This is a genomic window from Actinomadura sp. B10D3, from assembly GCF_039871695.1.
GTDB lineage: Bacteria > Actinomycetota > Actinomycetes > Streptosporangiales > Streptosporangiaceae > Spirillospora > Spirillospora madurae.
This window is the reverse complement of the sequence record NZ_JBDPLY010000013.1, coordinates 152,842-173,032: the sequence shown is the minus strand read 5'-3', so window position 1 is coordinate 173,032 and position 20,191 is coordinate 152,842. Positions and strand designations below refer to the sequence as shown.

The 20,191-nt window shown below is 71.5% G+C and carries 20 protein-coding genes and 1 pseudogene; 6 read left to right on the top strand and 15 right to left on the bottom strand.

Annotated features, from left to right (window positions below):
* Nucleotides 1-6: 6 nt before the first annotated feature.
* Nucleotides 7-2,052, bottom strand: coding sequence for a hydantoinase/oxoprolinase family protein (locus tag ABGB11_RS21100; RefSeq protein ID WP_347635308.1), 2,046 nt, complete (start codon nucleotides 2,050-2,052; stop codon nucleotides 7-9).
* Nucleotides 2,053-2,077: 25 nt separating this feature from the next.
* Complete coding sequence (locus ABGB11_RS21095; RefSeq protein ID WP_347635306.1) at nucleotides 2,078-3,472, bottom strand: aspartate aminotransferase family protein; 1,395 nt, start codon at nucleotides 3,470-3,472, stop codon at nucleotides 2,078-2,080.
* 197 nt (nucleotides 3,473-3,669) lie between these two features.
* Here ABGB11_RS21095 and ABGB11_RS21090 point away from each other — a divergent pair, with 197 nt between their 5' ends.
* The gene (locus tag ABGB11_RS21090) at nucleotides 3,670-4,464 is read left to right on the top strand and encodes an IclR family transcriptional regulator (RefSeq protein ID WP_347635304.1); all 795 of its coding nucleotides are present in this window, start codon (nucleotides 3,670-3,672) and stop codon (nucleotides 4,462-4,464) included.
* A gap of 21 nt (nucleotides 4,465-4,485) precedes the next feature.
* On the opposite strand, the gene ABGB11_RS21085 is transcribed toward ABGB11_RS21090, so the two are convergent.
* The 5 genes from ABGB11_RS21085 to ABGB11_RS21065 form a co-directional block, all read right to left on the bottom strand.
* The gene (locus ABGB11_RS21085) at nucleotides 4,486-5,385 is read right to left on the bottom strand and encodes a TIGR03619 family F420-dependent LLM class oxidoreductase (protein WP_347635302.1); all 900 of its coding nucleotides are present in this window, start codon (nucleotides 5,383-5,385) and stop codon (nucleotides 4,486-4,488) included.
* Nucleotides 5,382-6,413 (bottom strand): ABC transporter permease, encoded by a 1,032-nt coding sequence (locus ABGB11_RS21080; protein ID WP_347635300.1) that lies wholly within the window; start codon nucleotides 6,411-6,413, stop codon nucleotides 5,382-5,384. The genes ABGB11_RS21085 and ABGB11_RS21080 overlap by 4 nt, the downstream gene beginning before the upstream one ends.
* A complete protein-coding gene (locus ABGB11_RS21075) occupies nucleotides 6,410-8,929 on the bottom strand; it encodes an ATP-binding cassette domain-containing protein (RefSeq protein ID WP_347635298.1) in 2,520 nt (839 codons plus the stop codon). Before ABGB11_RS21075 ends, ABGB11_RS21080 begins: the two co-directional genes overlap by 4 nt.
* 50 nt (nucleotides 8,930-8,979) lie before the next feature.
* On the bottom strand, nucleotides 8,980-10,083 hold the full coding sequence (locus tag ABGB11_RS21070; RefSeq protein WP_347635296.1) for a substrate-binding domain-containing protein: 1,104 nt from the start codon (nucleotides 10,081-10,083) through the stop codon (nucleotides 8,980-8,982).
* A 486-nt stretch (nucleotides 10,084-10,569) separates the two neighbouring features.
* Nucleotides 10,570-11,466, bottom strand: a complete 897-nt coding sequence (locus tag ABGB11_RS21065; RefSeq protein WP_347635294.1) for a LysR substrate-binding domain-containing protein — start codon at nucleotides 11,464-11,466, stop codon at nucleotides 10,570-10,572.
* 72 nt (nucleotides 11,467-11,538) lie between these two features.
* Between ABGB11_RS21065 and ABGB11_RS21060 the strand changes: the two genes are divergently transcribed.
* Together ABGB11_RS21060 and ABGB11_RS21055 are read left to right on the top strand one after the other, a co-directional pair.
* Nucleotides 11,539-12,693 carry a Xaa-Pro peptidase family protein gene (locus ABGB11_RS21060; RefSeq protein ID WP_347635292.1) on the top strand — a complete coding sequence of 385 codons (1,155 nt, stop codon included), beginning with the start codon at nucleotides 11,539-11,541 and terminating at the stop codon, nucleotides 12,691-12,693.
* An 8-nt stretch (nucleotides 12,694-12,701) separates the two neighbouring features.
* The gene (locus tag ABGB11_RS21055) at nucleotides 12,702-13,889 is read left to right on the top strand and encodes a mandelate racemase/muconate lactonizing enzyme family protein (protein ID WP_347635290.1); all 1,188 of its coding nucleotides are present in this window, start codon (nucleotides 12,702-12,704) and stop codon (nucleotides 13,887-13,889) included.
* An 8-nt stretch (nucleotides 13,890-13,897) separates the two neighbouring features.
* Here ABGB11_RS21055 and ABGB11_RS21050 read toward each other — a convergent pair whose 3' ends face one another.
* Complete coding sequence (locus tag ABGB11_RS21050) at nucleotides 13,898-14,743, bottom strand: alpha/beta hydrolase (RefSeq protein ID WP_347635288.1); 846 nt, start codon at nucleotides 14,741-14,743, stop codon at nucleotides 13,898-13,900.
* 61 nt (nucleotides 14,744-14,804) lie between these two features.
* On the opposite strand from ABGB11_RS21050, the gene ABGB11_RS21045 reads away from it, so the two are divergent.
* Nucleotides 14,805-15,416, top strand: coding sequence for a TetR/AcrR family transcriptional regulator (locus tag ABGB11_RS21045; RefSeq protein WP_347635287.1), 612 nt, complete (start codon nucleotides 14,805-14,807; stop codon nucleotides 15,414-15,416).
* A 54-nt stretch (nucleotides 15,417-15,470) separates the two neighbouring features.
* Here the strand turns inward: ABGB11_RS21045 and ABGB11_RS21040 are convergent.
* The 3 genes and pseudogenes from ABGB11_RS21040 to ABGB11_RS21030 all read right to left on the bottom strand — a co-directional run.
* Nucleotides 15,471-15,607, bottom strand: a pseudogene (locus tag ABGB11_RS21040) (IS5/IS1182 family transposase); the annotation flags it as partial.
* Nucleotides 15,608-15,687: 80 nt separating this feature from the next.
* A complete protein-coding gene (locus ABGB11_RS21035) occupies nucleotides 15,688-16,377 on the bottom strand; it encodes a hypothetical protein (protein WP_347635285.1) in 690 nt (229 codons plus the stop codon).
* Between the two features lie 383 nt (nucleotides 16,378-16,760).
* On the bottom strand, nucleotides 16,761-16,976 hold the full coding sequence (locus ABGB11_RS21030; RefSeq protein ID WP_347635283.1) for a hypothetical protein: 216 nt from the start codon (nucleotides 16,974-16,976) through the stop codon (nucleotides 16,761-16,763).
* Between the two features lie 154 nt (nucleotides 16,977-17,130).
* Between ABGB11_RS21030 and ABGB11_RS21025 the strand changes: the two genes are divergently transcribed.
* Together ABGB11_RS21025 and ABGB11_RS21020 are read left to right on the top strand one after the other, a co-directional pair.
* On the top strand, nucleotides 17,131-17,943 hold the full coding sequence (locus ABGB11_RS21025; RefSeq protein WP_347635281.1) for a helix-turn-helix transcriptional regulator: 813 nt from the start codon (nucleotides 17,131-17,133) through the stop codon (nucleotides 17,941-17,943).
* Nucleotides 17,940-18,146 carry a DUF397 domain-containing protein gene (locus ABGB11_RS21020; RefSeq protein WP_347635279.1) on the top strand — a complete coding sequence of 69 codons (207 nt, stop codon included), beginning with the start codon at nucleotides 17,940-17,942 and terminating at the stop codon, nucleotides 18,144-18,146. The genes ABGB11_RS21025 and ABGB11_RS21020 overlap by 4 nt, the downstream gene beginning before the upstream one ends.
* Nucleotides 18,147-18,194: 48 nt before the next feature.
* On the opposite strand, the gene ABGB11_RS21015 is transcribed toward ABGB11_RS21020, so the two are convergent.
* From ABGB11_RS21015 to ABGB11_RS21000, 4 genes are all read right to left on the bottom strand, one after another.
* The gene (locus tag ABGB11_RS21015) at nucleotides 18,195-18,578 is read right to left on the bottom strand and encodes a type II toxin-antitoxin system death-on-curing family toxin (protein WP_347635277.1); all 384 of its coding nucleotides are present in this window, start codon (nucleotides 18,576-18,578) and stop codon (nucleotides 18,195-18,197) included.
* 7 nt (nucleotides 18,579-18,585) lie between these two features.
* The gene (locus ABGB11_RS21010; RefSeq protein ID WP_347635275.1) at nucleotides 18,586-18,789 is read right to left on the bottom strand and encodes a hypothetical protein; all 204 of its coding nucleotides are present in this window, start codon (nucleotides 18,787-18,789) and stop codon (nucleotides 18,586-18,588) included.
* 63 nt (nucleotides 18,790-18,852) lie between these two features.
* Entirely contained in the window at nucleotides 18,853-19,548 is a 696-nt protein-coding gene (locus tag ABGB11_RS21005; protein WP_347635273.1) for a response regulator transcription factor, read from the bottom strand.
* Entirely contained in the window at nucleotides 19,535-20,155 is a 621-nt protein-coding gene (locus ABGB11_RS21000; RefSeq protein WP_347635424.1) for a histidine kinase, read from the bottom strand. The genes ABGB11_RS21005 and ABGB11_RS21000 overlap by 14 nt, the downstream gene beginning before the upstream one ends.
* Nucleotides 20,156-20,191 lie beyond the last annotated feature (36 nt).

The following is a 20,191-nucleotide window of genomic DNA, read 5'->3' as shown; positions in this document are numbered from 1 at the left end:
CGCCGGTCACCTCGCTCGCGAGTCCGAAAGGAGCAGAATTCCGCTGGCCTGTGCGACCGCGTCCCAGCCGGGCGGCACCAGGACGGTGGCGTCCGCCTGGTGGACGACGGCCGGGCCCGCGATCCGGTGGCCGGTGCCGATCGCGGACCGGTCCCACACCCGGGCGTCCGCGAACGCGTCCGCGTCCTCGAAGTACACCGGCCGCTCGGTCTCCCCGGCGCCGCCGGTGGCCGGGGCCCAGTGCCAGGAGATCTCCGGGTCGTCCCGCCGCTCGTGCCCGGTGACCCGGACGGTCGCCAGCTCGATCGGGACGTCGTCGAAGGCGTGGCCGTAATGCCGGGCGTGCTCGGCGGCGAAGTCGGCGCCCGCCGCGCGCAGCGACGCGTCGCTGACCTCCAGCCCCCGGTGCCGGATGGTGAGGTCGTGCGCCTGGCCGCGGTAGTGCAGGTGGAGCCACAGTTCCAGGTCGCCGTCGCCGGTGTCGACGCCCTCGGCGGACAGCGCCTTGCCGACCTCGTCGACCAGGTCGGCCACCACCGGGGCGAGGTCCGCGGCGCCGATCCGGCCGAGTTCCGCGTTGACCGACCGCAGGGCGTCCCGCCTGGCCAGCGCCATCGCGGCGCCGAACGCCGAGGTGCAGCCCGGGAACGGCGGCACGATCACGGTGCCGATGCCCAGCTCGCGGGCGATCTCGGGGGCGTGCACCGGCCCGCCGCCGCCGAACGCGACGAGGGCGAACCCGCGCGGGTCGCGGCCGCGTTCCACGGAGATCGACCGGACCGCGTTGACCATGTTGGCGTTGACGACCCGCAGGATGCCCGCCGCCGCGTGCTCCACGCTGAGCCCGAGCGGGACCGCGATGCGCTCCTCGACCGCCCGGCGCGCCGCCTCCGAGTCCAGCGTCAGCAGCCCGCCGAGCGCCGCCGCGGCCTCGTACCGGCCGAGGACCAGGTTCGCGTCCGTGACGGTCGGCTCGGTCCCGCCGCGGCCGTAGCACGCCGGTCCCGGTGTGCTCCCGGCGGAGGCGGGGCCGATGCGCAGCGCCCCGCCCGAGTCGATCCAGGCGATCGAGCCGCCCCCGGCGCCGATGGTGTGGATGTCGAAGCTCGGATGGGCGACGTCCAGGCCGGCGAGCCGCATGTCGAGCCGCTCGTCCGGCTTGCCGGCCTGGATGCCCGACACGTCGCAGCTCGTCCCGCCCATGTCCAGCGTGAGCAGGTCGGTGAAGCCGGTCTCGCGGGCCAGCCGGCGAGCCCCGGTCACCCCGCCCGCCGGACCGGACAGCAGGGTGGGGACCGGCGCCGAGGCCGCCGATCCGGCGCTCATCGAACCGCCCGAGTTGGTCATCACCGACAGGCGGTGCTCGGGCAGGCCGCGGCCGGACAGCCGGGCGCCGAGCTCGGTCACGTAGTCCCGGACGACCGGCGCGACATAGGCGGCCGTGACCGTGGTGGACGTCCGCTCGTACTCGCGGTGGACCGGCAGCACGTCGCTGGAGATGAAGATCGACTCCGCCCCGCCCTCCGCCTGGACGACGTCGCGGGCCCGGCGCTCGTGCGCGGGGTTCTTGAACGAGAAGAGGAAGGCGATCGCCACCGATGTCACGCCCTGGGCGCGCAGTTCCCGCCAGGCCCGGCGCACCGAGTCCTCGTCCAGCGGCGTGACGACCTCCCCGCCGGCACCCACCCGCTCCACGGCCTCGAGCCGCAGGTGCCGCGGCACGAGCGGGGGCGGGATCGTCTCGTCGAGGTCGAAGAGCCGGTCGCGATGGGTGCGCCGGATCTCCAGCACGTCCCGGAATCCCGCGGTGGTGATCAGTCCGGTCCTCGCGCCCCGCCGGGTGAGCACGGCGTTCAGGCCGAGGGTGGTGCCCAGCTTGACGGCGTTGACCGCCGCGCCGTCGACCTGCGCGGCGTCGTAGGCCCGCATGATGCCGTCGGCCGGCTGGTCGTAGTCCGTGGGCACCTTGAAACAGGTCACCGCGCCGGTCGTCTCGTCCATGGCCACCACGTCGGTGAACGTGCCGCCCACGTCGATGCCGATCCGTTTCATTGGTCTCCCTTTCGGCTGGGGCCGGTCAGAGCAGGTCGCCTTGTAGATCGGTCAGGGTCCGGTCGACCGCGTCGAGAACGCGGTCGACATGCGAGCGCCGGTGCTCCGACGAGGTGACCGCGGGGTGGACGGGCGGCCACAGCACGCCCCGGGCGACGCCGCCGAGCATGACCGCGCCGGTCAGCGCGCGGTCTCCGGCGAGCACGGCACGCCGGTCCTGGACCTCGGCGATTCCGGTGTGCATCTGCACGATGGAGCCGACACCGGTGATCGCCGCCTGCACGCCGTGCCGGGCGAACACCTCGCGCAGGCCGGTGCGCAGCGCCTCGCCCGCGGCGTCGGCACGCTCCAGCGCGTCCTCGGTCTCCAGGACGGTCAGCGAGGCGTGGCCCGCGGCGATGGACAGCGGGTTCTCGGTGAACGTGCCGGACTGGAAGATCTTGCGGTCGCCGGCGCCGGCACCGAGCGTCGCCTCCATCAGGTCGGCGCGCCCGCCGAACGCCGACAGCGGCAGCCCGGCGCCCAGCGCCTTGCCGATGGCGACCAGGTCGGGGACCACGCCGAGGTAGCCCGGCGCGCCGCCGAGCCCGAGCCGCAGGCCGCACAGCACCTCGTCGAAGATGAGGACGATGCCGTGCCGCCGCGTGATCTCGCGGACCGCGCGGGCGAACCGCCGGGTGGCCGGCACCCCGCCGCCGCTGGAGAACGCGACGGGCTCCATGATCACGGCGGCCAGCCGGTCGGCGTGCGCGGCGATGATCTCCACCGTGGCGGCGGCGTCGTTGTAGGGGAGGACGATCACCTCGTCGAGCAGGCGCGGCGGCAGGCCGGCGTAGTCGAGGACCGGTTCGGGCCGCTCCGGGGTGCCGGCGGGCTCGGTGCTGTGCGTGGACACGAGGAACGCGTCGTCCGAGCCGTGGAAGTTCCCCTCGAACTTGGCGATCAGCGTGCGGCCCGTCGCCGCGCGGGCCACCCGCACCGCGGAGCGGGTCGCCTCGGACCCGGTGTTGGCGAACCGGATCCGCTCCAGATGCGGCATGTGGCCGCGCAGGCGCTCGGCGAACTCCAGCGACGCGCGGTTGGGCATCATCGGGTTCACCATCCGGTCGAGCTGGGCGTGCACCGCGGCGAGGACCGCGGGATGGCCGTGCCCGAGCAGCAGCGGACCGGCGCCCATGAGCAGGTCGACGTACCGCCGGCCGTCCACGTCGGTGACGGTCGCGCCGCGCGCGTGGTCGACGAAGACCGGATAGGGCGCGAAGAACTTGGCCTGCCCGCTGACGCCCTGCGGGAAGAGGCCGCCCGCGCGTTCCCACAGCTCGCGGCTCGCCGGGGTGGTCTCCCGGTAGCGGCCGAGCACGTCCCGGGGCGGCCGCGGGCGGGCCGCGCCGGCCTCCTCGTGATCTGTCGTGGTGCCCATGTCTGTCACCGTATCGCTCTCCGAACTAGAGTATCTGTCACCGTAATGTACGTGCCGGGGGAAGGCAACGCCCGGCGTGGGCGGCGGGACGCCGTCCGTCCCGCGTGCGGCCCGCCGCCGGGTTCCCGCCCGGCGCCGTCCGGCGGCAGGCGAGACTGGTCGGGTAGGCGAGCGAGGGAAAAGAGGGAAGCGTCGCGATGCACGACACCAACGGGCCGATCGATCCGCGTTACCACCTGGACGCCGCGGCCCGCACGATCGATCTGCTCCAGGCCGTCGCCGAGTACGGCCCGGCGAGCGTCGCGGCGCTGACCTCGAAGCTGGGCTGGAGCAAGCCGATGGTGTACCGCCTGGTCCGTACCCTGCACGCCTGCGGCGCGCTGACCCTGCGCGACGACGGCTACGTGCTCGGGCCGGTGATGATCAGCCTCGGACGGGCCGCGCTGCGGTCCGTCCGGCCGGTCGAGGCGGCCCGGCCCGCGATGGCAAGGATCCACGAGGCGTGCGGCGAGTCCACGGTGCTGACCGTGCTCGACGGCACCTACATCGTGTACGTCGACTTCATCGAGGCCGATCACCTCCTCGTGGTCAAGTCGCGTCTCGGCAGCCGGCTGCCGGCCGCGTACACCGCCAGCGGCCACGCGCTGCTCTCACGGCACTCGCCCGACGAGATCCGGGCCCTCTACGACGGCCACACCTTCGAGCCGCCGACCCCGCGCGCGGTGTCCTCCGTGGAGGACCTGCTGGAGCGGCTCGAAAGGGTCCGCGCCGACGGCTACGCCGTCATCGACCAGGAGCTCACCGAGGGGCACCGGGCGTCGGCGGCACCGGTCCCGGACCACACCGGGAGCGTCGCGGCGGCCATCAGCATCTCGGTCCCGTCCGCCCGGGTGAGCATGGACAGGCTCGTGTCGCTGACCGAGACGGTCCTGGTGCCCGAGACGCGGCTGCTCGGCACGGCACTCGGGTACGGCGGCGACCCGCGACCCTGACGGCTGTATCGCGCTCACCGGTCACCGTCCGGACGCCGAGGCGAGCCGGGCGCAGACCGCCGAGGCGGCGGGCAGCCCCTCGGCCCAGGGGAGTTCCACGATCACTTCGTCGAACCCGGCCTCGGCCGCCCAGGACACGCGGCCGGGCAGGTGCGCGAAGTCGCGGGCGCAGTGCAGTTTCAGCAGCGCCCGCCCTCGCCCCGGCCGCCCGGCGCCGGCCCACCGGGAGCGGAAGGCCGCCAGCGCGCGCGTGAGCCCCTCCTCGTCCCACGCCTCCGCGAAGCCGATTCCCAGCCAGCCGTCGGCGAGCGTCGCGGCACGCCGCACGGCCGCCGCCGAATGGCCGCCGACCAGGAGCGGGATCCCCTGGTCGCGGACGGGGCGGGGGCGCATCAGCAGCCCTTCCGGCACCTCGGAGGTCCGGCCGGCGAACGCCGAGGTCCGGCCGGTCCAGCAGTCCCGCAGGATGGCCATCGACTCTTCCAGGCGGATGCCGCGGTCGCGGAAGGAGTATCCGAGCGCGGTCATCTCGGCCTCGCTCCAGCCCGCGCCGACGCCGAGTTCCAGCCGCCCCCCGCTGACCCGGTCGATGGTCGCGGCCTCCTTCGCCACCTGCAGCGGGTTGCGCTGCGGCAGGACGAGGACCGCGGTGCCGATCCGGCACCGTTCGGTGGCCGCCGCCAGGAGCGTGCAGCAGGTGAGGGCCTCGTAGTAGTCCTCACCGGCGTCCCAGGTGATGGCGCCGTCCGGGCTGTACGGATAGTCGTCGACGGGCCGGTCCACCATGAGCAGGTGGTCGCTGACCCACAGGCTCTCGGCGCCCGCGGCCTCCGCGGTCCGGCCCATGGCGGCCAGGCCGAGCCGCCGCGGCAGCGGCCCGCTGTTGGGAATGATCACGCCGAGCCGCGGGGCTCCGGTCATCGTGCACCTCCGGGGGAGACCGCCGCCGTCGCCGGCCGGCGGCCGGGGAGCGGCGGGAGGCGGCGCAGCGCGGTCGCCATGACGAGCGCCGCGGCCTGGACGAACAACTGGGTCGACGTCGGCGCGCCGAGCGCCAGCGTGATCTGGCCGAGCTGGGACAGGAACAGGGCCGCCGCCGCGGTGGCCACCAGGCTTCCCCGCCCGCCGGTGAACGGGGTGCCGCCGACCACGACGGCCGCGATCGCGGTCACCAGGTACGGCGCGCCCAGCGTGGTCGTCGCCGAGCCGGTGAAGCCCGCCAGCAGCACGCCGGCCGCTCCGGCGCAGACGGCCGAGGCCACGTAGCCGCCGACCTGGTGGCGCGCCGCCCGGATGCCGGCCGCGCGAGCGGTCGCGGGACTCGCGCCGACCACGGTGAACCGCCGTCCCGCCGCGGTGCGGTTCGCCAGGACCGTCAGGACGGCGACCAGGCCGGCGGCGATCAGGGCGAGCGCGGGGACGCCGGCCCGCTCGGCGCGGGCGAAGCCGGTCAGCCCGGCCGAGGTCGCCACCGGGAGCCCGTTGGAGTAGCTCCAGACGCCTCCCATGACCAGCGAGTTGACCGCCAGCGTGGCGATCAGCGGGGTGACCGAGAGCCGGGTGACCAGCAGGCCGTTGACCAGGCCGATGGCGACCGCGATCAGTAGCGCGACGGCCAGCGCCGCCGGCAGCCCCTGCGCGCTCTGGGTCTTGGCCACCGCGAAGGCGCAGATGGTCATCGCGCCCGGCTGGGACAGGTCCAGGCCGCGCTGCCGCATCACGAGGGTCTGGCCGGCCGCGGCGATGGCGAGGACACCGGCGAACGGCAGCATGGCGGCGACGTTGGAGGGGCGCAACGTGCCCGGGGCGAGGAGCGCGCTGATCGGCACGAGTGCCAGAAGGCCCACCCAGATCGTCCCGAACTCCCCGATCCCGATGCGGGGGCGTCGGCGCGGCGGGACGTCGGGGATCGTCCCCGTCGCGGCTTTCCGTGGTGTCTGATCGGTCATCTCGGCAGCGCCAGCTCTCTGCTCTTGCTGTAGGCGGCCACCGCCGCGAGGATCATCCCGCCGAGCAGGTAGAGGTTCCATGCCTCGCTGAGCCGCAGGAAGGTGGTGACCGCGCCGACCTGCGCGATCAGCAGCGCGCCGAGCAGCGCGCCGACGAACGATCCGCGTCCGCCGAAGATGCTCGCCCCGCCGATCACGACCGCCGCGATGGCGCTCAGCGTGTAGGAGGTCCCCGAGTTCGGGTCGCCGGAGCCCACCTGGGCCATCAGGGCGACGGCGGCCAGGGCGGCGAACAGCGAGCATCCGACGTAGGCCATCAGCCGGATCCGCTTCGGCTCCAGACCGGCCACCCGGGCCGACTCCGCGTGGGATCCGACGCCTCGCAGCGCGATGCCGAACGCGGTCCGGAACAACACCAGTTCGGCGAGGACCGCGACGGCGACCGCCGCGAGGAAGGTCAGCGGCACCGCGCCGAAGCGGGTGGAGACCGTGTCGGTCAGGCCGCCGGAGATCAGCCCCCCGGGCGTCGGCCGCAGCGTGAGCGACACCCCCTGGAGTGCGATGTAGGTCGCCAGTGTCGCGACCATCGGCTCCAGCCGTACGACGTCGACCAGGAGCCAGTTGAGCACGCCGACCGCGACGGGCACGGCCACCAGCAGGAACCACCCCATCGCCAGCGTGGCCGGCACGGCGTCGTCGATGAGGTAGAACGACTCGATGACCACCAGGGTCCCCATCAGCGGGCCGACCGACAGGTCGACGCCGCCGACCGCCATCACGAACTGCTGGCCGCAGGCGACCAGGGCCAGCACGGCGGCCAGCGCGAGGATGCCGCCGATCCCCCGCGTGGTCAGGTAGAAGTCGTTGATCACGCTGGCGTAGACGCCCAGCGCCAGGATGACCGCCGCCACGGTCGCGACGGGCGCCGTGCCGCCGGCCAGCCAGGCGACGGCGCCGTGGGCGGCTCTGCGCCGTGCCCGCTCCGAGGTCGCGGTGATCACCGAGCGGGTGATGTTCTCCTCGGTCACGTCCGGCCCGGCGTGCTCGGCGATCGCCGTCCCGCGGGAGAACGTGATCACCCGGTCGCACAGCCCGGCGATCTCCTTCAGATCGGACGAGACCAGCACGACGGCCGTCCCGGCCGCGGCGACCTCGCGCAGCAGGTCGTAGATCTCGGCCCGCGCGCCCACGTCGACGCCCTGGGTGGGCTCGTCCGCCAGCAGCAGCCGGGGACCGGCCTCCAGGACGCTCGCCAGCACGACCTTCTGCTGGTTCCCGCCGGAGAGCCAGGCGACCGGGGTCTCGGTGTCCGGCGTCCGGATCCGGAACGCCGCGACCGCCCGCTCCGCCGCGGCGCGCTCGCGGGGCCGCCTCAGGAAGCCCAGCCGGGTATGGCGCCCCAGCGTCCTCAGCGTGACGTTCTCGCGCACGGTCAGGGCCGGCGCGATTCCCTCGCGATGCCGGTCGGCGGGCACGTACCCGACCCCCGCGGCGCGGGCGCGCGCCGGTGCGCCGAGCGAGACGGCGCCCCCGCCGAGGCCGACCGAGCCGCGGGCGCGGTTCAGCCCGGCCAGCGCGCGCAGGAACTCGCGCTGGCCGTTCCCCTCGATGCCGGCCAGGCCGATGATCTCGCCCCGGCGCACGGAGAGCGAGACGTCGGAGAACCCCGGTCCGCCGAGCCCGTCCACGGTCAGCACGACCGGGCGCCCGGCGAGGTCCGCGGGCTTGGCGGGGAACGCCGACTCCAGCGTGCGGCCGGCGATCAGGTTCACGATCTGGCCTTCGTCGAGGTCGGCGGCATCGCTCGTCCCCCGGACCCTGCCGTCCCGGAGCACGGTGATCCGGTCGGCGATCTCGCGCACCTCGTTGATCCGGTGCGAGATGTAGACGACCGCGCACCCGGACGCCCTCAGCCGGCGGATGTGGGTGAAGAGCCGGTGCACGTCCCCGGCCGAGAGGTGCTCGGTGGGCTCGTCCAGGACCAGGACCGAGGGGCGCTGGGCCAGCACCTTGCTGATCTCGACGATGAACTTCTCCTCCGGGACCAGGGTGCTCACCTTGGCGCCCGGGTCCAGCGCGATGTCCTCGTCCCACTCGGCGAGCCGGCGCCTCGCCCAGCTCCGCATGCGGCCCGGCGAGGGGCGGTGCGCCTTCGACACGCCGAGGAACAGGTTCTCCGCCACGGTGAGGTCGGGCATCAGGGCCGGCTCCTGCCGCACGATGGCCAGCCCGAGGTCCCGGACGCGCTCGGGGTCGGCGCGTTCCACCGCCTGCCCGCGGATCCACAGCTCGCCGGTGTCCGGACTCAGCGCACCCGACGCGATGGCCATCAGCGTCGACTTGCCCGCGCCGTTCTCGCCGACCAGGCCGTGCACCTCGCCGGGCACGGCGCGGAAGTCCACCTCGCTGAGCGCCTGGACGCCGGGGAACGCCTTGCCGACACCGCTGATGACGAGGCCGTCGGCCGCGTCCTCCGCGATCCCGGCGGCCACGGCCGGTCGTGCCGTCTCCACCATCTCGGTCTCTCCTTGTGCACCGCGGTGCGGGTTCGCTGACACGTGGCGGCCTAACGCAGGGTGGCCTTGAGCCCGGCGGTGTCCAGCGGCGACGAGAGGTCGGCGTCCGGCGGCAGGGACGGATCGCAGGGCGGGTTCTTGCCCGCGGTCGAGTCGGTGAAGACGGGCAGCCGGAACAGCTGCACCGGGGTCACCGGCTTGCCGTTGGCCGCGGCCACGCCCTGCCGCAGCGCGAGCTGCGCCATGTCGTTGGTCGAGTCGATGCTGAAGATCTCGAAGCGCCCGGACCCGGAACCGGCCTTCTTCCAGACGCAGCCCAGCTCGTTGTTGGTGGCGAGCGAGGCGATGGCCGGGACCTTCTTCCCCGCCGCCCGGAACGCGTCGACCGCGGCCACGGCGGTGACCCCGTAGTCGGTGATGACGGCGTCGATGCGCGGGTACTTCGCGATCAGGCCCGTCACGGCCTTCTGGGCGTCGACCTTGTTCCAGTTGGTGACCACGGGCTTGTCGAGCAGCAGCTTGACGTCCGGGTACTTGGCGAGTCTCCGCTTGATCCCGGAGATGTACTCCTCGCTGGTCGGGGCCCCCGGGATGCCGCCCAGGAACACCACGTTGCCGCTCTTGACGGTGCGGCCCACCCAGTCCGCCAGATCCTCACCGCCGGCGACGGTGTCCGCGATCGTCGTCGCGGTGTAGTCGGTCCCCGGCTTGCCGCCGGCAGCCGCGTCGTAGGGGATCACCGTGACCCCCGCCTTGGCGGCGGCGCGCAGCGCCGGAAGCTGCGCCTGGCCGAAGTCCGGATAGACCAGCAGCACGTTGACGCCCTGGGCGACGAGACCGCTGATGTCGCTGTTGGCCTTCTGCTGGTCGCCGTCGGCGTTGGCGTAGAGGATGTCGGTGTCGAGCGCCGGGCACTTGGCCGCCTCCTGCCGCACGACCTCCTTGGAGATGAGGCGCCAGGCGTTGCCGCCGAAGCCGTCGGCCAGGCCGATCTTGAGGCGCTTGTCCCCGCACCACGACGCGACATCGACCTCGCGCGCGGTCGTCACGCTCTTGGTCTCGACCGGTGCCGGACCGGCGGCGTCGCCGCCGGGGCCTTCCTTCGTCTGACCGGCGCAGCCCGCGGACGCGATCGCCGCCAGGGCCGCGGTCATGGTGCACAGGCTGAGGCGTTTCAGGGGGTTCATCGTTCCGCCTTCCCACGAAGCACGGGGCGGCCGCGTGGCCTGCCCTCTGTCGGCTTGGTCGTGCGCCCCACCAAGCCGGACCATGAAACCTCCGCCTCGTTTCGGTTGTCAATACGTTGATTCGCTGAGCGATACAGATGTGATGCGGGGTCGCGCTCTGCCGGGTGTCCGCCGTGCAAGGCGGCAAGATCTCTTAATGTGGTCGAATGCTCGGATTGTGAACATAGCCCATCGACCCTGGTCAGGTCACGCCCTGTTTGCGCAGGGGTGGGCATGTCGAGGGATTCGACTCATCGGGGGAGGTGGCGACGGCCGGCCTCGCTGCCCGCAGGGTGCATGGCGCGCCGGGCCCCTTGACGTGCGCGCCGGTGATTTTCATAATGCGCACTAACATTCACGAAACGAGCGCGAGGATCACCATGATCAGTTCGCTGCCACCGCCCAGAACCCGCCTCAGGCGGGGATCGCGTGGGCGGCTTGCCTCAGGGCCGTCGTCACGGCGTCGACGCGCGGGTCGCGGCCGCTGCCGGTGCGGACGGCCATCGAGATCGTCCGGGTCAGCTCCAGTCCGCTCACCCGGGTCAGGTGCACGCGGGACGCGAGCGGCTCGGTGACCAGGCGGGGGAGCAGCGACACGCCCACTCCGGCCTCGACCAGCGACATGATCACCGTGTAGTCGTCGCTGGTGTAGTCGATCCGCGGCTCGAACCCGGCCGCCTGGCAGGCGCGTTCCAGCACGGTGCGCAGGGCCGTGTCGCTGCGCGGCGCGATCCAGGCGCGGTCGCCCAGCTCCGCCAGCGCCGTCGGGCCCTCGGCCGGCGGCAGCGCCGCCAGGAGGGGCTCGCGGAGGAGGGGCCGCAGCTCCACGCCCTCGTCGCGGATCCGGGGGAGCAGGGTGTACTCGTAGACCAGCGCCACGTCACAGGCGTGGTGGCGCAGGGCTTCGACGGCCTCGTCGGGTTCGGTCTCGTCCAGGACGATCCGGAGGTCGGGGTGCTCGGCCCGGCAGGCGGCGATCGCGGGCGCGGCCAGCGCGACCGCCGCGCTCGGGAACGCGCCGAGCCTGACCGTGCCGCGGACCTCCCCGGTCAGCCCGGCCACCTGCGCCCGCGCCTCCTCCAGTTCCGCCAGGACCCGCTCGGTGTGCGCGACGAGCACGCGCGCCGCCTCGGTCAGGACGACGCGGCGCCCGTCCCGCAGCAGGAGCGGCGTTCCGACCTCGCGTTCCAGCAGGCCGAGCTGCTGGGAGACCGCGGACGGCGTGAGATGGCACGCCTGCGCCGCCGCCGCGATGGTGCCGTGCGCCGCCAGCTCGCGGAGCAGCCTCAGCCGCCGCACCTCGTAGACCATGTAGCCACGCTAACGGCGCACATCGGAAAAGCTCGCTGGTCGCGGGACTTCCCGCCGCCCCACACTGGCGCCATGACCGCCGAACTCTCCCTCGCCGTCCCGCGGGACGAGCACCGGACGCGCACCGGCAGGCTCCGCCAGGTCATGCGGCGCCGGGGCCTGGCCGCCGTGGCACTGACCAGCCCGGAGAACCTGTACTACCTGCTCGGCCTGGACCACCTGGGCTACTTCGCGTTCACCATGGCCATCGTCCCGCTCGACGGCCCGCCCGTCCTCGTCGCCCGTCGCATGGAGCGGCACACCCTGACGGCGCAGGTGCCGGCCGCGCGGCAGGCCCTCTACGGGGAGACGCAGGACCCGGCGAAGGCGGCGGCCCGGGTCCTGGCGTCGGCGACGCCGCCCGGCTCGGTGATCGGGGTCGAGGAGGGCTCGATGACGCTGCCGCCGGCCGTCCTGGCACGCCTCTGCCGGGCGCTGCCCGACCGCACCTGGACGGACTGCACGGCCCTTCCCGCCCGGTTGCGGACGGTCAAGTCGGCGTCCGAGATCGACCTCGTCCGCTGGGCCGCGGACATCTCCGGGACGGCGATGCACGCCGCGCTCGACGCCGCCGGGACGGGCGTCAGCGAACACACCGTCGCCGCGCGGGCCCAGTGGGTGATGACCTCCGCAGGCGGACACCAGCCGGGCTTCGCGCCCCTCGTCCGGTCCCTTGACCGCCTGGCGCAGGAGCATGTCACCTGGCGCGAACACCACCTCCGCCGTGGGGAGGGGTTGTTCATGGAGCTGTCAGGCTGCGTCCACCGCTACCACGCCCCGATGAGCCGCACGGTCTACTGCGGCGAGGTGCCCCCGGGCGCGGCGGAGGCGGCGTCGGCGGGGCTCGCGGGCCTGGAAGCGGCCCGCGCCGCCTTGGTCCCCGGCAATGTCACCGGCGACGTCTACGCGGCCTGGGCGGGGACGGTCGCCGCGGCCACCGGACGGCGCCCGCGCCGCCACCACTGCGGCTACCTCACCGGCATCGGCTTCCCGCCGAGCTGGGTCGGCGGCGCTTCCGTCCCCGGCATCCGGGCAGGGGGCCGCACCCGGATCCGCGAGGGCATGGTCTTCCACCTCATGTCGTGGATCGACCGGCCCGGACACGTCGTGTCCGACACGGCCCTCGTCCAGGCCGACGGCGCCGTCCTGCTCACCGACGCACCCCGCACGCTGATCGTCCGTCCCTAGGAGACGCCATGCGCATCACCGCCCTCCGCGCCACTCCGGTCGCCGTCCCCTACCGGACCGACGAGGTGTGGGCCTTCGGCCGCCGCTCGGGCCTCGTCTCCGTCATCGTCGAGGTGGACACCGACGAAGGCCTCACCGGCCTCGGCGAGGCCGCCGCGTACCCGTCCGCGGACGTCGTGCTGGGCGTCCTGCGGAGCCTGGAACCCCTGGTCATCGGCTCCGACCCGCTGCGCATCGAGCAGCTGATCCAGCGCATCGACGTCGTCGGTACCTGGCACCACATCGGCTCCAGCAGCCCGGCCATCGCCGCCGTCGAAACGGCCTGCTGGGACCTGCTGGGCAAGTCGTGCGGCCGTCCGATCGTCGACTTCTTCGGCGGCCGCTTCCGCGACGAGGTCGAGTTCTTCCACTACGTAGCCGCCTCCGACCCTGCCGAGGTACGCGCCGAGGGCCACCGCGCCGCCAAGTCCGGTGCCCGCCTCTGCTACCTCAAAGTGGGGGCCGACTCCCTGGAAACCGACATCGAACGAGTGGCGGCCCTCCGCGACGGCACGGGCCCCGAAATGGGCATCCGAGTCGACGCGAACGAGGCGTGGTCCCCAGGAGCGGCGGTACAGGCGGTCAGGGCGCTGGAGGAGTACGGCTTGGAAATGGTCGAGCAACCGGTGTCCGGCCGGAACCTCCCGGAAATGGCCTACGTCCGCAGCCGCCTGAACACACCACTCCTGGCCAACGAAGCGTCCTGGACGCGCACCGACCAGCTGGCCGTCATCCACCATCGGGCCGCCGACGCCCTCTCCGTCGACAACCAGATGGACGGCGGCCTCCTCAACCTCAAACGCTCAGCCGGAATCTGCGCCGCCGCAGGCCTCCCCGTCGTCAAGCACAGCCTCGGTGAACTGGGCATAGCCCTGGCCGCCGCCGTCCACGTGATAGCCGCGACCCCCAACTTCCGCTACCCCAACCAGGCCTACGGCGCACTACTAACCGACGACATCGTCCGCGCCCCTTTCGGCGGCCCCCTGGAGAACTACACGAACGGACGCCTGCCCGTCCCGACCGGCCCAGGCCTGGGCGTAGAACTGGACCCAGAGAAAACGGCCCGCTACGCCGACCTCTACCGCACCTCAGCAGCCGACTTCACCTTCCACGACCCGAAGGCCCTCACCACGGCCCCGGCCCTCCCCAAACGCTGACGTGGGTTCTACTGCGGGACGGTGGAGAACTCGGCGATCTGGTCGGCGAGTTTCTCCGGTGCGTCGAGCTGGACGAAGGTGCGGGCGCCCGGTACCTCGATGAATTCCGCGTCGCGGAACGCCTTGTGAAGCCGTCGGCCGAGGCTGGGCTTGAACGCGCGGTCGGCGGTGCCCCACACGATGCGGACGGGACCCTGGAAGTCCTTCAGCCTGCGGGACACGTCGAGCAGGTCGCGAGGATCGGCCGCCCGCAGGAATTGCACGGCGTCGTCGCGGATGCCCTGCTGGGTGATCGCGGGCTCGATCCACGATCGGGTCAGCTCGGCGTCCAGCTCGTTCGCGAGGAGCCCGAAACCGAGCGGTGAGTGCCGGAGCATGCGGCTGCGCATCGGGAGCAGGTTGAACTTCATCAACCGGGGGCCCTTGAGGAGCGACAGGACGATGTTGAACGGGAAGGGCGGGAAGCTGTCGAAGGCGTCGCAGTTGACCAGCACGACGCGTCCGACCCGGCCGGGGTCGGTGTCGAGGAGGAACTGGACGAGCGCGCCGCCGGTGTCGTTGCCGACCAGCGTGACGTCGTTCAGGTCGAGCGCCTCCAGGAAGCCAGCGATCTGCCGGGCGACGCCTCGCGGCGATCGATCGGCGTCGGGACGCAGTGGGGTTCGGTGCGCGCCCAGCGGCCAGTCCGGGGCGTACGACCGTATGCCCCGCTCGGCGAGGAGGTCGGCGACCTTCGACCACACGGCGCCGTCGACGAGGAACGCGTGGACGAACACGACCGGCGGCGCCGCGGACTCCTCGGGACCGGCGACGCGGTAGCGGACGGTCCCGCTCGGAAGATCGATGGTTTGCATGCGCGGCTCCTTCGCCGGGTGAAGTAACATACAGTGTGCATGTAACTTACGGGCAGAGTGTATGAAAAGTTCGCGGCGGACACAAGCGGACCGGACGGCGGCCACGCGCGCCGCCCTGATCGCGGCGGGGCGCAGGCTCTTCGCCGAGCACGGCTACGCGGGCGTGGGAACCGAGACCCTGACCCGCGAGGCGGGCGTCAGCCGCGGCGCTCTCTACCACCAGTTCGGCGACAAGACCGAGCTGTTCGCCGAGGTCCTGGCCGACGTGGAGGCCGACGTCACCCGATCCCTCGTGGAGGCGGTGCCGTCCGGCGACGCCGACCTGGTCGCCGTGATGAGACGCGCCATGGAGATGTGGCTCGACGCCTGCGAAAAGGCGGAGGTGCGCCGGATCGTCCTGATCGACGGCCCTTCTGTACTCGGCTGGGTCCGCTGGCGCGCGATCTGCCAGCCGCACATCCTCGGCCTGATCGAGGCGGTCTTGGCCCAGGCCGTAGAAGAGGGCGCCCTGCTGCCATTGCCGGTGAAACCCCTGGCACACGCCCTGCTGGCGGTAGCCGACGAAGCCGCCCTATACGTGGACGCGGCCCCCAGCCGCCCCGAAGCCCGCCAGGAAATGCTGGAAATAGTCAACACCCTGGTCCAAGGCCTAATCACCCCCAACAAGCCCTAAGAGCGTCCGCCAGTAGGTCATCGGATGCGTGGTGCGGGTCGTGTGTCCCGGGCGGCGGCGCAGTCTGCCGAAGTTGTTCATCCAGGAATTCGTGTGTCAACCACCCACCGTCCACCGGTCTGGATCGGGGTCTTCACCCTGAGTGGGGCGATGCGTGCGTCGATGTTCCTGTCGGCCAGGCCGTCATGGACGGTTCATGGTCGAGGATCCGTGCATGCAAGCACTACAGCCACCTGCTGACAGACACTTCGAACGATCGTGTCACGAGTTCTCAGCACACATCCCCTGTCATGGTCGTGTCCCAGCGCATGCCGGCGGCCATGTGTTCCAGGTAGCCCGCGTCGCTGACGGTCACCACAATCTCTACGTATGGGATCTCGGTGAAGGAGTGGTCCTCCCCCAGTTCCAGCCCATCCCATACGTCCAGCTCCTCCGGATCTTCCAGCGCTGCGGCCTGACCCAGGTGCGGGGCGTTCCGGTAGGGACTGATGTCGTACGAGGTCACGATGTCTGCGGCGCGTTGTGAGAACACCTCGGCGTCGCCGTGAGTGAAGACGGAATAGCCGGGGCGGCTACCCCCGCTCAGCTTGTACACGTCTTCCGCTTTGCGTCTGGGTTCGAGGATGGTCTTGCCGTCCTCCGCGAACAGGTAACCATCTTCGGTAACCCTTATCTCCTTACCGAGGATGAGTTCGAAGAGATCCGGGAACTCATCTTTCAGCCGCATGCCTGCGATGATGTCCTTACCCTGCTCCTCGGTGAAGGGGTTCCGCTCTCCGCCCTCATGGTCGTCGTTGCGCCAATATCCGTTGTCCAGCTTCCACCAGGCGTCCACCAGGAGAGACAGGGGGAAGACGGTCTCCTGTGACACATATGGGACGTCGGGGTTGATAACGTGCACCCTCCCACGGAAGGTCGAGCCTTCGACCGAGTCGACGGACACAGTGAAGATACTGGTCATGCCGGGGCGCCCCTTGAGTCGGAATGCTGGTCACATTGATCACCAGTCAGTCCGGAGAGTAGGCGGTCCCACGGACACTCGTCGCACCTGCGATCCAACGCCCTGCTGCGCGCGCTGCGCAGCCTGGGCGAACGCGGCTTCGCCCGGCTCGCCGAACGCCGGACCGCTCTGAGCGACCCGCGTGGGTGGAGAAGCGCAGGCACCGGGACGGCGGCGCCCCGGGGGATCAGCGGTGGAGCGACGACGCTGCGGCGGTCGGTGGCCGGCTGTCCGGTGCTTACCGACGTAGCCGGTGTCGGCGACGGCCATGCCGATCAAGATGATCAGCATGCAGAGGGCGAATATCGCGAGGAGTGAAGCGCCGGAGATCGCTAACGCGACGATCACAGCATCTCTTCGATCTCGCGCTGGTGGGCGAGGGCCTCGCACAACGACTCGTACGAGTCCTCGACGAGGGTCGCGCACAGGCCGTGGTAGATCTCCCTCTGGGTGAGAGGACGGCCGACGCGGGTGGCCACAAGGCATGTCATCGTCGGAGGGCGGCGGATGTGCCAGGCCGGGTACTGCTCCTGGAGACGCGCTCGTTCTTGATCGTTCACGGGTCGGGGTTCCCTGCGGGTCGGTTCGGCTTATGACAGGCGACCCTTGCAGGCAGGAGTTACTCTGAGCTACGAACCGATCACCCCCCGATCGGCACCCCGAAAAGTGAGGCGACACCCCCGAACCAGCGGGCCGACACCCGGGAGACACCCGATGGCACCCTCGCGTGACACCAGCCCCTCCGCGTACCAGGAAGTGTTCGTCAACGAGCTGCGTGCGCGGCGCGAAGCGTCCGGCCTCTCCCGCAACAAGCTCGCGGCGGCGCTGGGCTGCACCCCGCAGTGGCTCGCCAAGGTCGAGACCTTCGAGAAGCCCCCGTCCGAGGGCCTCGCCGACGACCTGGACACCTATTTCCGTCTGGGTGGCACGTTCCGCCGCATGTGGGAGAAGCACGCGGAGGCCAGAAAGAACGGCCTAATCCCCAGCGCTGTCCGACCGCTGGTCGAGGCAGAGAAGGAAGCGAACCAGATCAATATCTATGAGCCCTTGCTCGTCACCGGGCTGATGCAGACGGAGGAGTACGCCCGCTACGTGTTCGACTCCGGAACTCGCGCCGACAAGGCAGACGAACTGGTGGCCATCAGGATGGAGCGACAAGCGATCCTCTGTAAGCCTGCTCCACCGTGGGTATTCGTGATCATCCGTGAAGCGGTGGTTCGAGACATCCGGCCGGAGTTCCGGGAGGGACAATGCAAACGCTTCCTTGACGTTATGGGTCGTCCGAACGTGTCGATCCAAGTTTTGCCGACAGACGCAGCGGTCTTTCAAGAAAGCGGCTTCCAACTCCTCACCTTCGATCAGGCGCCGGACGCCGCCTATGTTGATGGCGCGAGTGGTTTCGGACAGATCCTTACGGATCCCCGCGATGTCTGGAGACTTGCCGTAATCTTCGATCTGATCAGGTCTGCCGCTCTACCAGTGAAAGCGTCCGAAGACCTGATCCGGACGATCATGGAGGACACGTGAATACGCTTGACCCGTCACCCTTGCGTTGGCGCAAGAGCACCAAGAGCGGTTCGGAGGGTGGCACCTGCGTCGAGGTTGCGGGATTGGGCTCGGACGTGGCCGTCAGGGACTCGAAGGACCCGGAGGGGCCGCGGTTGGCGTTCGGGCGTGCGGCGTTCGGTGCGCTGGTGCGTGACATCCGGGCCGGACGCTACGACCGCTAGGCGACTTCCGGGCGGGACTACACGACCGCAGCGGTGGTGGCGGTCGTCTCAGTTGGTCGCCTGCAGTAGGGGCTGGATTCGGTTGGTTATAGCCGGGACGTCATTCAGGGCGTGTGTTGCGGTGTCTATGACGGTCGTGAACAGTTCGTCCTCTGCTGCAGGGTTGAGCCGTGCTCCGTTGAGCTTGAGGAAGACGTCGGTTGCGGCGAAGCCGACCCGCTTGTTCCCGTCGGTGAACGGGTGGGACGTGGTGAGCGAGTGCAGGAGGGCGGCGGCCTTCTCCGGCAGGGTGGGGTAGGGCTCCATGCCGAAGGCCTCGGTGGACGGTCGGGCCGCGGCGGACGCGACGAGCCCGAAGTCACGGACGTTGAGGTTCTCGTCCACGATCCGGCGCCCGATGGCGATGATCTCTTCGGCTGTCAGGTACCGCATCGCGTGCTCACGCGTCGCCGAGCCGGTCCAGCAGGCTCCGGTGGTCCCTGCCGGTCTCGTCGGCGAGTTGCAGCACATGGGCGAGTTCGCGGCGCTGGCGGTACTCCTCCAGCGCGGCGATCAAGATCGCATTCTTGGACCGGTTCTCGGCCGTGGCGACTTCGTCCAGCCATGCGTCCAGATCGGAGGGCAGGCGTGCTGCGAAGGCCACGGTGAACTCCTCAAATTCGGATGAAGTGGTACCACCGATGGTACTAGCGGCTGTGCGGCGTCCTCAGAGTCGAAGCTTTCTAGAGGGTGACGCGGTGGGAGAAGGCGGCGGCTTGGCCTCGGGTTTGCAGGTCCAGCTTGCCAAGATGTGGCTGACGTGGGTTTTCACGGTGTGTTCGGACACCACCAGCCGGGCGGCGATCTCGCTGTTGCCCAGCCCTTCGCCGATGAGGGCCAGCACGTCCTGTTCGCGGGGGGTCAGTTCGCTCAGGCGGGTCAGGTCGGCGGGGTCGATGCGCTGGGAGCGGCGGTGGGCGACGTAGCCGCCGATGACGCGGCGGGTCACGCTGGGGCTCAACGCGGCTTCGCCGCTCGCGGCGGCGCGGACGGCGGTGAGCAGTTCCTCGTAGGAGCTGCTCTTGAGCAGGAAACCGCTGGTGCCGAGGGTGAGGGCCTCGTCGATGTACTCGTCCATGTCGAAGGTGGTGAGCATGACCGCGCGGATGCCGTGCGGTCCGAGGGTCGCGGTGCGGGCCAGTTCGCCGAGCACCCACAGGCCGTCGTGGCCGGGCATCCGCACGTCCAGCAGCAGCACGTCGGGGCGCAGCGCGCCGCACAGCCGCAGGGCGTGGTCGCCGTCGGTCGCGGTCCCGGCCACGGTGATGTCGTCCTGGGTCTCCAGGATCGCCCGCAGGCCGTCGCGGACGACGCGTTCGTCATCGGCGATGACCACGCTGATCGGGGCGTCATCGGTGCGCATGCTCGTGGCCCTGGTGCGTGTTGGGGACGGCGGCAATGATCTGGAATCCGCCGTCGGGGGTGGGGCCGGCGCCCAGCTCGCCGCCGAGGGCGGTCACGCGTTCGGTCAGGCCGGCCAGGCCCAGCCCCGAACCGGGCATCCGCGTCACGGGTTCGGGTGGAGCGCCGGAGGTGACCTCCAGGTCGATGCGGGTGGCCGTGGCCCGGAGGTGCAGGGCGACCCGGGCTCCGGGCGCGTGCCGGCGGCCGTTGGACAGGCCCTCCTGGACGATGCGGTACGCGGCGAGCTGGACGGGACGGGGAAGGTCGTCCAGGGGGCCGTCGGCGGTGACCGTGACAGGGTTGCCCGAGTCGCGGGCGGTCTTCACCAGGGCGTCCAGTCCGGACAGAGTCGGTGCCGGGGTGAGCGGGGCGGTGTCGGTGCCGTCGCGAAGGACGGCGAGCAGGTCGCGCATCTCTTCGGTGGCCTGCCGCCCGGCCGCGGCGAGGGAGTCGAGCCGTTCCCGGGCCCAGGGCGGCAGTTCCCCGGAGCGGGCGCGGACCGTCTCGGCGTGGACGACCAAGAGCGTCAGCGAGTGCGCGACGACGTCGTGCATGTCGCGGGCGATGCGCGGCCACTCCGAGTGCCCACGCCACCGGCAGCA

What these genes read in the sequence shown, in the direction of transcription:
- ABGB11_RS21100 (WP_347635308.1), bottom strand. Translation starts at nt 2,052, where the DNA reads ATGAAACGGATCGGCATCGACGTGGGCGGCACGTTCACCGACGTGGTG.
- ABGB11_RS21095 (WP_347635306.1), bottom strand. Translation starts at nt 3,472, where the DNA reads ATGGGCACCACGACAGATCACGAGGAGGCCGGCGCGGCCCGCCCGCGG.
- ABGB11_RS21090 (WP_347635304.1), top strand. Translation starts at nt 3,670, where the DNA reads ATGCACGACACCAACGGGCCGATCGATCCGCGTTACCACCTGGACGCC.
- ABGB11_RS21085 (WP_347635302.1), bottom strand. Translation starts at nt 5,385, where the DNA reads ATGACCGGAGCCCCGCGGCTCGGCGTGATCATTCCCAACAGCGGGCCG.
- ABGB11_RS21080 (WP_347635300.1), bottom strand. Translation starts at nt 6,413, where the DNA reads ATGACCGATCAGACACCACGGAAAGCCGCGACGGGGACGATCCCCGAC.
- ABGB11_RS21075 (WP_347635298.1), bottom strand. Translation starts at nt 8,929, where the DNA reads ATGGTGGAGACGGCACGACCGGCCGTGGCCGCCGGGATCGCGGAGGAC.
- ABGB11_RS21070 (WP_347635296.1), bottom strand. Translation starts at nt 10,083, where the DNA reads ATGACCGCGGCCCTGGCGGCGATCGCGTCCGCGGGCTGCGCCGGTCAG.
- ABGB11_RS21065 (WP_347635294.1), bottom strand. Translation starts at nt 11,466, where the DNA reads ATGGTCTACGAGGTGCGGCGGCTGAGGCTGCTCCGCGAGCTGGCGGCG.
- ABGB11_RS21060 (WP_347635292.1), top strand. Translation starts at nt 11,539, where the DNA reads ATGACCGCCGAACTCTCCCTCGCCGTCCCGCGGGACGAGCACCGGACG.
- ABGB11_RS21055 (WP_347635290.1), top strand. Translation starts at nt 12,702, where the DNA reads ATGCGCATCACCGCCCTCCGCGCCACTCCGGTCGCCGTCCCCTACCGG.
- ABGB11_RS21050 (WP_347635288.1), bottom strand. Translation starts at nt 14,743, where the DNA reads ATGCAAACCATCGATCTTCCGAGCGGGACCGTCCGCTACCGCGTCGCC.
- ABGB11_RS21045 (WP_347635287.1), top strand. Translation starts at nt 14,805, where the DNA reads ATGAAAAGTTCGCGGCGGACACAAGCGGACCGGACGGCGGCCACGCGC.
- ABGB11_RS21035 (WP_347635285.1), bottom strand. Translation starts at nt 16,377, where the DNA reads ATGACCAGTATCTTCACTGTGTCCGTCGACTCGGTCGAAGGCTCGACC.
- ABGB11_RS21025 (WP_347635281.1), top strand. Translation starts at nt 17,131, where the DNA reads ATGGCACCCTCGCGTGACACCAGCCCCTCCGCGTACCAGGAAGTGTTC.
- ABGB11_RS21015 (WP_347635277.1), bottom strand. Translation starts at nt 18,578, where the DNA reads ATGCGGTACCTGACAGCCGAAGAGATCATCGCCATCGGGCGCCGGATC.
- ABGB11_RS21005 (WP_347635273.1), bottom strand. Translation starts at nt 19,548, where the DNA reads ATGCGCACCGATGACGCCCCGATCAGCGTGGTCATCGCCGATGACGAA.